This window comes from Bacteroides sp. AN502(2024) (assembly GCF_041227145.1).
GTDB lineage: Bacteria > Bacteroidota > Bacteroidia > Bacteroidales > Bacteroidaceae > Bacteroides.
Genome location: NZ_JBGFSP010000003.1, coordinates 449,466 through 463,075, shown reverse-complemented (window position 1 = coordinate 463,075; position 13,610 = coordinate 449,466). Strand labels below are relative to the sequence as shown.

The 13,610-nt window shown below is 42.4% G+C and carries 12 protein-coding genes, 1 tRNA gene, 2 pseudogenes and 1 riboswitch; of the genes and pseudogenes, 11 read left to right on the top strand and 4 right to left on the bottom strand.

Going from position 1 to position 13,610, the window contains the following annotated elements:
* Positions 1 to 15 precede the first annotated feature (15 nt).
* From AB9N12_RS01940 to AB9N12_RS01925, 4 genes and pseudogenes are all read left to right on the top strand, one after another.
* A tRNA-Cys gene (locus AB9N12_RS01940) sits at positions 16 to 90 on the top strand.
* Positions 91 to 213: 123 nt separating this feature from the next.
* Positions 214 to 738, top strand: a pseudogene (locus tag AB9N12_RS01935) (transposase); the annotation flags it as partial.
* A gap of 108 nt (positions 739 to 846) precedes the next feature.
* Entirely contained in the window at positions 847 to 1,062 is a 216-nt protein-coding gene (locus AB9N12_RS01930) for a hypothetical protein (RefSeq protein ID WP_369889251.1), read from the top strand.
* Positions 1,063 to 1,105: 43 nt separating this feature from the next.
* Positions 1,106 to 1,267: pseudogene (locus tag AB9N12_RS01925) on the top strand (IS982 family transposase); the annotation flags it as partial.
* Between the two features lie 398 nt (positions 1,268 to 1,665).
* Here AB9N12_RS01925 and rlmH read toward each other — a convergent pair.
* Positions 1,666 to 2,139 (bottom strand): 23S rRNA (pseudouridine(1915)-N(3))-methyltransferase RlmH, encoded by a 474-nt coding sequence (rlmH, locus tag AB9N12_RS01920; protein ID WP_004314516.1) that lies wholly within the window; start codon positions 2,137 to 2,139, stop codon positions 1,666 to 1,668.
* Positions 2,140 to 2,266: 127 nt separating this feature from the next.
* Here rlmH and AB9N12_RS01915 point away from each other — a divergent pair, with 127 nt between their 5' ends.
* The 7 genes from AB9N12_RS01915 to AB9N12_RS01885 all read left to right on the top strand — a co-directional run bounded on the left by AB9N12_RS01915 (position 2,267) and on the right by AB9N12_RS01885 (position 7,778).
* The gene (locus AB9N12_RS01915) at positions 2,267 to 2,659 is read left to right on the top strand and encodes a DUF4783 domain-containing protein (protein WP_369889250.1); all 393 of its coding nucleotides are present in this window, start codon (positions 2,267 to 2,269) and stop codon (positions 2,657 to 2,659) included.
* Positions 2,652 to 3,500, top strand: coding sequence for a carboxylating nicotinate-nucleotide diphosphorylase (gene nadC / locus AB9N12_RS01910; RefSeq protein WP_369889249.1), 849 nt, complete (start codon positions 2,652 to 2,654; stop codon positions 3,498 to 3,500). Before AB9N12_RS01915 ends, nadC begins: the two co-directional genes overlap by 8 nt.
* A gap of 215 nt (positions 3,501 to 3,715) precedes the next feature.
* Positions 3,716 to 4,267: an RNA polymerase sigma factor gene (locus AB9N12_RS01905; RefSeq protein WP_369889248.1), complete on the top strand. Its 552-nt coding sequence runs from the start codon at positions 3,716 to 3,718 to the stop codon at positions 4,265 to 4,267.
* Positions 4,251 to 5,300 (top strand): porin family protein, encoded by a 1,050-nt coding sequence (locus AB9N12_RS01900; protein WP_369889247.1) that lies wholly within the window; start codon positions 4,251 to 4,253, stop codon positions 5,298 to 5,300. Before AB9N12_RS01905 ends, AB9N12_RS01900 begins: the two co-directional genes overlap by 17 nt.
* Positions 5,301 to 5,311: 11 nt before the next feature.
* Complete coding sequence (locus tag AB9N12_RS01895) at positions 5,312 to 5,836, top strand: DUF4943 family protein (protein WP_369889246.1); 525 nt, start codon at positions 5,312 to 5,314, stop codon at positions 5,834 to 5,836.
* 200 nt (positions 5,837 to 6,036) lie between these two features.
* Complete coding sequence (locus tag AB9N12_RS01890) at positions 6,037 to 6,762, top strand: DUF4858 domain-containing protein (protein WP_369889245.1); 726 nt, start codon at positions 6,037 to 6,039, stop codon at positions 6,760 to 6,762.
* Positions 6,763 to 6,839: 77 nt separating this feature from the next.
* Positions 6,840 to 7,778 (top strand): NAD(P)H-dependent flavin oxidoreductase, encoded by a 939-nt coding sequence (locus AB9N12_RS01885; protein WP_369889244.1) that lies wholly within the window; start codon positions 6,840 to 6,842, stop codon positions 7,776 to 7,778.
* Between the two features lie 164 nt (positions 7,779 to 7,942).
* On the opposite strand, the gene AB9N12_RS01880 is transcribed toward AB9N12_RS01885, so the two are convergent.
* The 3 genes from AB9N12_RS01880 to AB9N12_RS01870 form a co-directional block, all read right to left on the bottom strand.
* A complete protein-coding gene (locus AB9N12_RS01880) occupies positions 7,943 to 9,472 on the bottom strand; it encodes a redoxin domain-containing protein (protein ID WP_369889243.1) in 1,530 nt (509 codons plus the stop codon).
* A gap of 227 nt (positions 9,473 to 9,699) precedes the next feature.
* Positions 9,700 to 10,749: a ribonucleotide-diphosphate reductase subunit beta gene (locus AB9N12_RS01875; protein ID WP_369889242.1), complete on the bottom strand. Its 1,050-nt coding sequence runs from the start codon at positions 10,747 to 10,749 to the stop codon at positions 9,700 to 9,702.
* A gap of 23 nt (positions 10,750 to 10,772) precedes the next feature.
* Complete coding sequence (locus AB9N12_RS01870; protein ID WP_369889241.1) at positions 10,773 to 13,292, bottom strand: ribonucleoside-diphosphate reductase subunit alpha; 2,520 nt, start codon at positions 13,290 to 13,292, stop codon at positions 10,773 to 10,775.
* Positions 13,293 to 13,353: 61 nt separating this feature from the next.
* Positions 13,354 to 13,558: riboswitch (cobalamin riboswitch) on the bottom strand.
* Between the last annotated feature and the right edge of the window lie 52 nt (positions 13,559 to 13,610).

Genomic DNA, 13,610 nt, shown 5'->3' with positions numbered 1-13,610 from the left:
CAAACAAGAGATAATGGTTCCTTGGATGAGTGGCTTAGTCAGCGGTCTGCAAAACCGTGTACGGCGGTTCGAATCCGCCAGGAACCTCCAGAAGCAAGAAAGAAGGTGTGTCAAAATGCGCACCTTCTTTTTTTGCCCAAAGCCCCGACTTTCACAAGCAGGGGCTTTGTTATTACCTAAAGATTTTGTATCTTTAAGCATAAAATTTACACTATGACAAAGATACATTTTCGTCCTTACATTCCCAACCAAACAGTGCTTTTTTCTGGGGGAATCGATGAGGATATTGCAGAAAACGCTCCGGTTCGCATGGTTGACGCTCCGGTTGAAAGCCTGAATCTTGAAGGCTTCAGGAAGTTATACAAGGAATGCGGTCGTAGGGCTTACCATCCCAAAATGATGCTCAAGGTAATTCTGTATGCCTACATGAACAACATCTACTCCTGCCGGAAAATAGAAAAGCTACTCCATCGTGATATCCATTATATATGGCTGGCCGGACACGAGAAACCGGATTTCATTACCATCAACCGATTCCGCAACCGGGTGAAGAAGGAAATCAACGAAGTGTTTACCCAAACCGTACTTCTGCTCTCTTCCAAAGGTTTCATCAGCCTGAATGTGGAATACATTGACGGTACAAAAATCGAATCCAAGGCAAACAAGTACACTTTCGTTTGGAGAAAAACGGTCGAACGGAATCATGAACGCCTGATGAAGAAAATACATGTACTATTAACGTGAGTTCGATATAACAGATTAAAATATATCCTTGAATAATAAGAACATAGCAATAAAAGTATTCAATTTATAGTGTCCAAAAATAACATTTAAACGACTACCACTATGTTCTCAGAGGATAAAGTTACAGATATTTATTGTATGGCAGATGATTTCTGCAAAGAATTTGCGTTGCAGCAGGTAAAATATATGGTTGCTGAGAAGAATCATAAGCATCGTAATAAGGCTAACCGGTTGATTGATACGGAAATCATGGTTATTCTTATCTCGTTTCATTCCGGCGGTTTCAGATACTCAAGCATTATTACAAGGAGTAGGTGAGTAAACATCTGACCCACCTGTTCCCTAAACTTGTCTCCTAAATGACGAATTGAAGAATATCGCACAAATAGAGCATTCCAGGCATCGGTTTTTCAACAACTTTATAGCGAATGCACTTTCTGCCATCGTAGCGTATTGCTTCTTTGAGAAGAAGCCCGCCATTGAATTGGATTTCATCAAGGACAGGCAACTGAATTTGTTTTGAGTGATTTCGAACTCACATTATATTATGAGCCATGGCAATGGAGCCTCTCTGATTGAGAATTGCATGATGAGAGTCCGTTGAGACGGTTCTATAGAAGATGATTCCCACATGCATTTCTAATTGGGACAATTGCCTGCCAGGATGCTGTCCGTTAGGCAATCAAAGGAAACCGGATTGAATAAATCCGGAGAACCGATTTACTTATGAGTATGTGGTAATGTGTGATGCAACCCGCCATTGATATATTTATATCTCAAACAGATGAGGAGACAACTTCGATATGTATTCTTTTTGTTTCATGGTCTGTTATTATAAGGCTTTATCTTTTTCACAAAGGAAATATTTTATTTCAGATTAGCCAGATTGACAACTCCTTTTAACACCATATTGACTGTTCTTTATTCATGATGATACGGTCCTCCATTCAATATCGTCATCGCCCGATAAATTTGCTCCACAAATATCAGCCTGATCATCTGATGCGAGAAAGTCATCTTGGACATTGAAATCTTCTCATGGGCTGCCTGATACACTTTTTCGGAGAAGCCATAAGGGCCTCCGATAATGAATACCAGTCGTTTGTTGACCGTGTTCATTTTCCGCTTCATGTATTCGGCAAACTCCAGAGAACGCATCTCTTTTCCGTGCTCATCGAGCAATACCACCACGTCACCCGGTTGGAGAGCTTTCAGTATCAGTTCTCCTTCCTTTTCTTTTTGCACTTCCATTGAAAGACTCTTGGTGTTTTTCAGTTCGGGGATCACTTCCATATCGAAAGTGATATAGCGTTTAGTGCGCTGGATATAGTCGTTGATTGCAGTTATATAGTGTTGTTCTACGGTTCGTCCTACGACGAGCAAAGTTGTTTTCATACGTTTACCATTCTGATTAGTGCACAAAAATAGGCATTTTTTATGTTATTCTGCAATTAATGCTTACCTTTGCCTATCATTAGTTGAAAGTTTAAGGCTTTAAACTTCCACTTAAAAGCTTGTATTTATGAAAAAACGAGTGCTTGCAGGAATGACCGCTTTGCTTCTTTCTCTCTCGTTGCTGATGGCGCAGGAGATACCGGCAGGAGTGATTACGGCATTTAAAAGAGGAAGCTCGCAAGAGCTGAATAAGTATATGGAGAACAAGGTAAACTTGGTGCTCCAAGGTCGCTCGACAAACGTTGACAAACAGAAAGCAACAGCTACCATGCAGGAATTCTTTACGGAGAATAAAGTCAACGGATTTAACGTGAACCATCAGGGAAAACGGGACGAATCAAGTTTCGTTATCGGTACGTTGGTTACTACTAACGGGAACTTTCGTGTGAACTGTTTCCTGAAGAAAGTGCAGAATCAATATTTAATACATCAAATAAGAATTGACAAGATCAATGAATAAGGAAAAAGAACTGATCGACAAATTGATCGATCTTGCTTTTGCAGAAGATATAGGTGATGGCGATCATACCACCCTTTCATGTATTCCTGCTACGGCAATGGGAAAATCGAAACTGCTTATCAAAGAAGCCGGTGTGCTGGCGGGCATCGAAGTTGCTAAAGAAATCTTCAACCGTTTCGATCCTACCATGAAAGTGGAAGTGTTTATCAATGACGGAACAGAGGTGAAGCCGGGTGACGTAGCAATGGTAGTGGAAGGAAAAGTGCAATCTTTGCTTCAAACCGAACGTCTGATGTTGAACGTGATGCAGCGAATGAGCGGTATTGCAACCATGACCCGTAAATATGCAAAGGCGTTGGAAGGTACAAATACTCGTGTGCTTGACACCCGCAAGACAACTCCTGGTATGCGTATCCTCGAAAAAATGGCAGTGAAAATCGGTGGCGGAGTAAATCATCGTATTGGTCTGTTCGACATGATTCTTCTGAAAGACAATCATGTGGATTTCGCCGGAGGTATCGACAAAGCTATCACTCGTGCTAAGGAATATTGCAAGGAAAAAGGCAAAGACCTGAAAATAGAAATAGAAGTCCGCAGCTTCGATGAACTGCAGCAAGTTCTTGATCTTGGTGGGGTAGACCGTATCATGTTTGATAACTTCACTCCTGAAATGACAAAGAAAGCTGTAGAGATGGTGGCAGGTAAATACGAAACCGAATCTTCGGGCGGCATCACGTTTGATACGCTCCGTGACTATGCCGAATGTGGTGTAGACTTTATCTCTGTAGGAGCTTTGACTCATTCAGTGAAAGGACTGGACATGAGTTTCAAAGCGTGCTGACTTTTTTTCACCACAGAGGACGCAGCCTACACAGAGGATTTAAACTTATTTTATAGGAAGAACTTTCTATCATTATTCCTCTTCGTACGCTGCGTCCTCTGTGGTGAATCGCATTCTTTAACTTCTTTTAGCGATATTCCTTGCAGCATTCCCCAAACCCTCGCGTCTAATAAGCAAACGACGCAGACATACGTTCTAATTAAAAATAATTGACTTTGGAAAACGAGATAGAACTGATAAAGGGCTGTCGGGCAGGAAAGGATTCAGCCCGAAAGGAACTTTATACTCTCTATTCCAAACAGATGCTGGCGGTATGTTTCCGTTATACGGGCGATATGGATGCGGCGCACGATGTACTGCATGACGGTTTCATCAAGATTTTCACCAATTTCTCGTTCCGGGGTGAGTCTTCACTTTGTACATGGATTACCCGAGTGATGGTTACGCAATCACTCGATTTCCTGCGACGGGAGAAACGGGTCAGTCAGTTGGTGGTGCATGAAGAGCAGCTTCCCGATATACCGGATATATCGGATTCGGGAGGAGGGGCTGGAATCTCCGAGGAGCAGTTGATGGTTTTTATTGCCGAATTGCCGGATGGTTGCCGAACCGTTTTCAACCTTTATGTGTTTGAAGAGAAATCGCACAAGGAGATAGCCAAGATGCTTCACATTAAAGAGCATTCATCTACCTCACAGTTGCATCGTGCCAAATATTTGTTAGCAAAAAGAATTAAAGAGTATAGGAATCATGAAGAAAGAAAATGATGAAATAACCGATCTGTTTCACACGCGTCTCGCTGATGCCAAGATGAGTGTACGGGATGGTTTTTGGGAAGAGCTCTCGCAGGAAATTCCTGTGGCTTGCCAGCATCGTCGTCGGATTTTGTTCTTCCGTGTCGCGGCTGCGGCATCTGTATTGCTTGTTTTGGCAGCCTCGTCGGCTACTTTCTTGTATTTCTCTCCAAAGGAAGAAATGGAAGAAGCGTTTACAAAGATAGCAGTAGTGAATGGAGGAAGGATGGATGGAGATGGAATACGTGTCAATCAGTTACCTTTGCCGGTAGAACCGGTGTTACCGAAACCGGTTCCGAAATCTTATGGTATGCTGTCGCAATATGCAGAGGAAGAAGATTCTCTTTCTATCACTTTCTCTATGTCGTTATCTTTTTCTTCCACTACTTCTTCGGGAAATGGCAATCGATATGCTAATCAGGGACATCATGGCTATTGGCAGGCAACAAATGGTAATCTGGAATCATCTGTTGCTTCGGAAGAGGAATCGAATGCTAATGTGTCTCAGCCCAAAGCTGTGAAAAAGAATCGTTGGGCGATGAAAGTTCAAGTGGGTACAGCACTTCCGGCAGATAACGGCACTTATAAGATGCCGGTTTCCGCAGGGGTGACGGTAGAGCGTAGGTTGAACGATTTTCTCGGCATAGAAACCGGACTGCTCTATTCCAACCTCCGGTCCGCAGGACAGCACTTGCACTACTGGGGGATCCCCGTTAAAGTGAACGTAACATTGGTGGATACGAAAAAAATAGACCTTTACGCCGCTGTGGGGGGAATAGCTGACAAATGTATTGCCGGTGCACCGGACAACAGTTTTAAAGAAGAACCTATCCAGCTGGCAGTGACTGCCGGTATTGGAATCAATTATAAGATTAATGACCGACTTGCTGTTTTTGCCGAACCCGGAGTTTCGTATCATTTCAAGACTGATTCGAAATTGGCTACGGTACGAACGAAACGGCCGACTAATTTTAATTTACTTTGCGGACTTCGCATGACGTATTAATTCTTATGAAAATGAAAAAAACACTACTAATGCTGTGGATGGCTGTTTGCCTGATTGTATCCTTTACAGGATGCGCCAGCGAAGAAATGGATTATAACAATCCGGACGTTGCCCTTTTTGTGAAACAATTGAAGGCGGGTACGTATAAGATGAAGAATGATAAAGGAGTAGTGGAGGTCCCTCATTTTACGGAAAAGGACATTCCCGAACTTTTAAAATATGCGGAAGATTTGACTATTATTCCTTCTTTTCCGTCGGTTTACAATATGAACAACGGTAAGATCCGATTGGGTGAGTGTATGCTTTGGATGATTGAGTTTGTCCGTCAGGGCACACCTCCGTCATTAGGTTGTAAAATGGTATTGGCGAATGCTGAAAATTATGAAGCAATCTATTTCCTGACCGATGAGGAAGTGCTCGATGCCGCCGCTTGTTATCGCAGCTGGTGGGAAGAACACCAATATCCGAGAACGAGATGGACGATTGACCCGTGTTATGATGAGCCACTTTGTGGGTCAGGTTATCGTTGGTGGTAAGAAGGAGGAGGAACCTTCGGAAAGTAAAAAATAGGAAACATTCATGTGAGAACATTGGTTTGCATCAGTAGTCTTTTACTGCTGACAGGGGATTGCTACGCTCAAAGAATCGCTTCTCATTGAAGGATACGGGTGGTAACGAAGGGAGAAACGAATGCGTGCAAATGCATATTTGGTGCTCCGGAATAAAATGAAAGAGGATGGATAGATTGAAACGGTTTATAACAATGGTGGCATTGTGCCCAACGGCTTTATCTGCATATTCGCAAGTATGGACGGCACAAGATTCTTTGCATTTGAAGAAGTTGCTGGAGAGTGATCAGGAGTTGCATTTGAATATGGATGCTGTGAAGTCGATTGATTTCGGAAGTGCAGTTTGTGCTCCCCGGATGTCGGAGGAGAAAAGTTGGATGATGCCTGACGAATCGCTTCCTGAAGCATTGCCTAAACCGAAAGTAGTGTTGAGCTTGATGCCATATAAGGCGAATACCCGTTATAACTGGGATCCTATCTATCAGAAGAAGATAAAGATTGATAAAAACACTTGGCGGGGAGATCCTTTCTATGAGATACGCCATCAAAGAGTCTATTCAAACTGGGCACGTAATCCAATGGCGAAAGGAATGCGTAAATCTTTGGATGAGATACAGGCGAGCGGAGTACGTTTCCGGCAGTTGAGCGAACGTGTCAATGGGATGATGGTGAATTCGGTAGTGATGGATAGTCCTATTCCCTTGTTTAGCGGGAGTGGGGTATATATCAATGGAGGAACGGTTGGCGGACTTGATCTGATGGCTGTCTTTACAAAAGAATTCTGGAATAGGAAAGGTCGGAATAACCGTGCCCGCACGCTGGAAGTTTTGAGGACTTATGGAGATTCTACGACTGTATTGATACATAAACCTATTGAACAGATTGCCCACTGAAGATGTTATAAGGGTATGTTGGTGTAGCAATGCACTAATTGAATCTGGCATATTAACACATAGATAAATGATTAGTTATGAATAGAATTACTTCTCTTTTGGGTATTCAATATCCTATTATTCAAGGTGGAATGGTGTGGTGCAGTGGTTGGCGCCTTGCTTCTGCTGTGAGTAATGCTGGCGGATTAGGATTGATTGGCGCCGGTTCTATGTATCCGGACACTTTGCGTGAGCATATCCGTAAATGCAATGTGGCCACGAAATTGCCTTTTGGTGTAAACATTCCTTTAATGTATCCCCAGGTAGAAGAGATTATGAATATTGTAGTGGAAGAGGGAGTGAAGATTGTTTTTACTTCTGCCGGAAATCCGAAAACGTGGACCGGATGGCTGAAAGAACGTGGAGTAAAAGTTGTTCATGTCGTTTCTTCTTCTCGTTTTGCCGTGAAGTGTGAGGAAGCCGGGGTAGACGCGGTAGTAGCCGAGGGTTTTGAAGCCGGAGGGCATAATGGACGGGAAGAGACAACGACTTTCTGTTTAATACCTGCTGTGCGTGAGGCTACGACATTACCTTTGATAGCGGCGGGAGGTGTCGGTACGGGAGAAGGGATACTGGCTGCTATGGTGTTGGGAGCCGAAGGCGTGCAAATAGGAACACGTTTTGCTTTGACCGAAGAGAGTTCTGCCAGTCCGGTATTTAAAGATTATTGTTTGAGTCTGGGTGAAGGAGATACTAAGTTGTTATTGAAAAAACTCGCTCCGACACGTTTGGTCAAGAATGCTTTCCGCGAAGCGGTGGAAAAGGCTGAAGATAGTGGTGCTAATGTGGAAGACTTGAAAGCTTTATTAGGGCGAGGACGTGCTAAAAAAGGAATCTTCGAAGGTGATCTGGAAGAAGGGGAATTGGAGATCGGACAAGTTTCGGCAATCATATCCCGTCGGCAGTCTGTGGCAGAAGTGATGGGCGAATTGGTAGCGGCTTATCAACAGGCGGCAAGGAAGGATTATTTATTTTGAGAAATCGGATATGATTAGGACCCCAAAAACATTACACATATAAGCAGAAAAGAGAAGCGGGACATTAAGAAGTTTCAATAGACTTCCCATATCCCGTTTTTTGTTATAATCTGTACTCCTTGTTTATGAATGGAATATAGATGTTCTTTTTTAAGATCCGATACTCATTTATTCAGTTTCACTCCGTTTATTTGCCAATCGTTTTTTTCTGTTCCTTCAATGAAATTGAACGATTGCACAGAAGAAGACAACGGTTCGAATGTAAGTGAAAATTCTGCTTCTCCGTTTTCAGGCAAATAAAAGTGCTTGCCGGGTTTAATTCCGTCTGCTTTCTTTAAGGTATATGTTCCGCCTTTCTCATCTACTAATCTGCAATTCGGACTGATTTGTATCCAGTATTTGGGAATATAATAAGCTTTGAAATGTACGATGGTAGCAGTGTCTGTCAGCTCCACTTGCTTGACTTCCAGAATATCGGTATTGGTTGATTCCGACACCGGATAGTTCACCATTTTTGTGTTTCCTTTTCGGATCATACTCATCTCATGTTTGACAGTATCCAGATATCTGCGCATTTTCAGTTTCAAATTACCTTTGCCATAGCCCGACCACATTTTCATGATTGTGCCTTCGGGAGAGATAAGGACATAGTTGGGGATACCTCGAACTCCATATGTAGCGTATAATCCCGCTGTTTGTTTCAAGTCGCTTAAATTCTGCCAAGTCATTTCATGTTTTGCCGAAGCTGCCTTCCAACTGCTTTTCGAATCGGAGCTTAGGCTGATGATGGTAAGACGCTCTTTGTATTGTTCCTGAATCTCTTTCATCTCTGGTAGAGCCATTATGCAAGGACCGCAACCACTACTCCAAAAATCAAGCAATATGTATTTCCCTTTGAAATCGTTCAGATGATGAATCTTCCCATCCAAATCGAAAAGTTCGGTATCTGCCATTTTATCTCCCTCTTTCACAACTGTAGGTGGGAAAAGATTAACTGTAATCTCCTGTCCCGTTATAGATGCCTTTTGCGCTTCATTCATTCTATTATACAAAGCCAGTGTCTCGTCTTTATAAGAGAAATTTGGATTGTGTTTCACCGACATACTCAGTCTATATAACCTGTCCATCCAAATGCTTGATACGGGAAGTTCCTGCATCAGTTTCATTTCACGTTTGTTGATTAAGGCTAATATACTGTCTTCTTTTACACGTAGAGCCTTCCGTTCGGCTTCCGGGGCGGAACGCAGGCTTCTTGCTTGAATAGACAATCGTTGGAAGTCATCCCATAGATCACGTGAGGCTTCAATAAACCTATTATACTCTATTTGTTCTTTTACAGGACTGTCTACTTTCCATGTATGTATCAAGGTATTTGTTCCTGTAACTTTGATTCTAGCATTAGGAGTCGCATAAATCTCCAGCGACATGGGAGGAAAATCATCATTACGGGTACACATTAGAGATAATTTGTCTAAACCACTTTCTCCGGTACTTCGTTTGAAGAAGAAAGTTCCGTTTTGTACGCTGTCTATAGCAACTGTACTTCCTACATTTCCGTCAAGTAGAAAAAGAGAAACAAGAGTCCCCTCCTTTACACCTTCCACTTTACCTTCAATCGTATACTCGTGTTGTGCTTGTAAAACAAGACTGCTTAGTAAAAAGAGGCTGCTAAATAGTATTTTTTTCATCATCATATTTAGAAGTAATTATACGTCACAAGATAAAGCTTTTCTTCATAGAGTATCACTCCGTTTATTGTTTTTTAATATTTCTGTAAAAGAATGAGACAGTCTAACAGGTATCAGTAATTAGAAGTCACCCCTGCTAAAGCATATTCTGGCAGGGGTAAAATCGTTAAAATAGGACTTGTTAGACAGCCTCTTTCGTTTGTCTACTTGATATGAAGAAAAAGAACAGAGAATTACAAATCATCTTCAAGAGCAGTACTCTTGGCATAAGCTGTACTTTTAGCTTCAAAGAAATCTGTTTTCACCATATTGGCATTTGAATATTGAGATACCCAACGCATACTTTCAGGTTCCTTTTGATTGTCTTCATACAAAGTGTCATATCCCAGACTGCTCCAGCGAAGATTACCCAAATAATGGATATAATCAGCAATCATTTGCTCATTGAGTCCTTGAATATGATTACCTATCACATATTGTCCCCAGGCAATTTCCTGTTCCACTCCCTCACGCATCATCGCTTCATACACCCTTACTCTGTCCGGAGTGAACAATTCGGGTTCTTCTTTTTTCAGTTCCAGGATTATATTACGGAAAAGCCAAAGATGAGTATTTTCATCTCGGTTGATGTAACGGATTTCCTGTGCCGAACCGGACATCTTTCCGTTACGACTTAAATTATAAAAGAACATGAATCCACTGTAGAAATAGATACCCTCCAAAATATAGTTGGCAATCAACGTTTTCATAAGTGTATATCCATCCTGGCTTTCCTGAAATTCATTATAGCAGTTTCCTATGAAAGTATTCCTTTTCAATAGATGCTCGTCGGTTTTCCACTGATAGAGAATTTCATTTCGCTTTTCAGGACTGCATATCGAATCAAGCATATAGCTGTAACTCTGACTGTGCACACACTCCTGAAAAGCTTGTATATGCAGACAAAGATTCACCTCATTGGCCGTGATATATTCACTGATAGTTGGCAGGTTATTGCTCTGTAAGGAGTCCAGGAATACAAGAAAGCTCAAAATCTTATCATAGGCAGTCCGTTCTGCGTGGTCCAGACGCGGATAATCTTTAATATCCTGCGTCAGGTTGATTTCTTCCGGTATCCAGAAGTTATTCATGGCCTGGCGATACCAGTCGCTTACCCATTTATACCGCATGTTATTGAAATCATTTAGATTGGTGGTATTTCCGCCAATCATTTTTCTAAGACGGATTTCCGTATCGCCTGACGGATTGAATAAGGCGTTCTTTTTCAGTTTTATAGTTTCCATTTGTTTCTATTTATTTTGATATCTTATGATGCACAACTTTCACATTCTTCCACTTCCAGGGATTTACTGCGGACATAATAGACCGTTTTTACTCCACACTCCCAAGCTAACAGGTAGAGATTAAGTACCTGTTTCATCGTAAATTCATTGGTAATATAAAGATTCAGACTTTGTGACTGGTCAATGTGAAGCTGACGAATACCGGCAGCACGGATGCTCCATGTCTGGTCAATCAGATATGCACCTTTATATATCCAGAATGTCTTGTCCGACAAGGAGGGAGCTACTCGTGGGAGCATGGCACCTTTCTTCTCTTCGAGAAAGAAACGTTTCATCACCGGATCGGTTCCGGCAGTGGTTCCTGCAATAATACTGGTACTGCTGGTTGGGGCAATGGCTAATAGATAAGCATTACGCATACCGTAAGTTGCCACTTTTTCCGATAGTCTCTTCCAATCAGATGAAGTATAGCCGCGTTTGATGAAATAATCTCCGGTCTGCCAATCGCTTCCCTCGAAATAAGTATATCTTCCTTTTTCTTTTGCCAGTTCTGCACTGGCCTCTATCGCGGCATAGTTGATACGTTCAAACACTTTATCCATAAAGTTAAGATGTTCTTCACTTTCCCAACGGATTCCCCGGATGGCAAGCGCATGGTGATAACCGCTGACTCCAAGGCCGATACTACGATAACGATGATTGGTTATTTGAGCATAAGGAATAGGGTAGAAGTTCAGGTCGATCACATTGTCAAGCGCACGAACCACTGTCGCCACCTTTTCTTTCATTAATTCTTCATCCTCCAACGGTAGATGTCCGAGAGAAAGACTGGCGAGATTGCACACCACGAAATTTCCGGGGCGAACCGTCTTTACTACTACCGTATCACCATCTTCGGTACGAACTTCAGTAGAAACCGATTCAATAGCCGACATGTTCTGTGCGATTTCCGTGCATAGGTTTGAGCAATAGATAATACCCTGATGAGCATTCGGATTGGCACGATTCACTATATCCCGGTTGAATGTAAAAGGAGTACCTGTTTCTACAGCCGACCTTAATACCAGTCTGACTATATCTTTGATGCTAATCGTTCGTCTGGAAAGACGTGGGTCATTCACACAATCCCAATACCTCTTTTCCCATTCTTCCCCGTAATAATCTTCCAGACAATATCCTTTGATAGTCATAATCTCATTCGGACAGAACAGATACCACTGCTTATGTAAATCTTCTTTTGCCATTTGCCAGAACAAGTCCGGATAGCATACGGCAGGAAATATATCATGAGCTTTCATACGGTCGTCCCCATTATTCGTGCGGAGCTGAAGAAATTCAGGCAAGTCTTTATGCCATACGTCCAGGTATACCGCCACAGCCCCCTGACGCATTCCTAACTGATCGACAGCTACGGCAGTATCATTCACGAGTTTCATCCATCGGATTACTCCACCTGCCACACCTTTGAAACCTCGTATGTTTCCACCCGCAGCACGTACCTTTCCGAAATACATTCCCATACCTCCGCCAAACTTACTGACCATGGCAAAGTTGTCTATACTGCGATAAATGCCTTCCAAACTGTCAGGCACCGTATCAATAAAACAACTGGAAAGTTGATGATAAGGTTTACGGGCATTGGAAAGGGTAGGAGTGGCCATCGTTACTTCCAGCTTGCTCAATAAGTCGTAGAACTTCCTGACCCATTGCAACCGGTCGCGTTTCTCCGGCATGGCAAGATGTAAAGCTATTCCTAAATACATTTCCTGCACAGACTCTATAGGTTCATGTGAGTGAGTACGGATCAGGTAACGTTTGGAGAGCAGGTCGAGCCCTGAATAATTAAACAGTTTATCCCTTTCCGGACAAATGAATCCTGCAGCTTCTTCTATTTCCTGTTGTGAATAGGAATCCAGGATATAGCTGCCGTATAATCCTTCATTCGTCAGATAACGTAATTTCTCATAGAATGAATGTATACCTGAAATCCTTGCCTGTTTTTCCAGCTTTTCTGTCAGTTGAAGATTGAGTAACCGTGCGGCTATAAACTCCCAGTCTGGTGCTTCCTGTGTGGTCAGTTCTACTGCCGCTTTGATAAGTGCCGACAAGCGTTCGTCTGATGACATTTCCGGCTTGCAGAAACTGGAAAACTTTTCCGCCAACACAGTCAGACTATATTCATTACCGGCAAAGTCTTTCTGTATTTCCTTTAACACATCCATCATTTGCGGATTGCCCGTCTCCGTGGTGATATCGTTGAGCGCTTTTCTGCGTTCCGTACGTTGCCAGCGATAGAGAATATAATTTTTGGCTTCTGCATAAAAGCCGTGCTCCATCAGGCAGCGTTCTACTTCATCCTGTATCCGTTCTACATGGCAGTTTGCACTATTACTATGTACAAACTGTTCTACTTCATTCACCATTTCCTGAATGGTTTCTTCCACTATTTCCTGGCCTGTACTGGCGAAGCTTTTTTTAATTGCAACGGCAATTTTCTTCCTGTCATAGGACTCCGTTGTCCCATTTCTTTTGGTTATTTGCATGAGAACCTTATAAAAAATGTTGTTGTATCGTTTCGAACTGTATCCCTAATCCCACGAGTAGAAACAGTCTTTAATGAATGGCAGGTCTTCTGACTAACTCCCTTCCCTGATTCCTTCCCGGCCTACCATTCACAGCCAGTGGCAAAAGTCTTTATCAGAAAGTTATGGAGAATCACAGCAGCGGGACTGTCCGGGATTTGCACCCGGTTCCCTTTTAATCCAGGACAACCGAATGGTTATCCGGAACCGATTCGGAAACAAAGATAGAGAAATTTGTAATTAATACAATATTGTTTCAAGAAAAGAATCTTCATGATG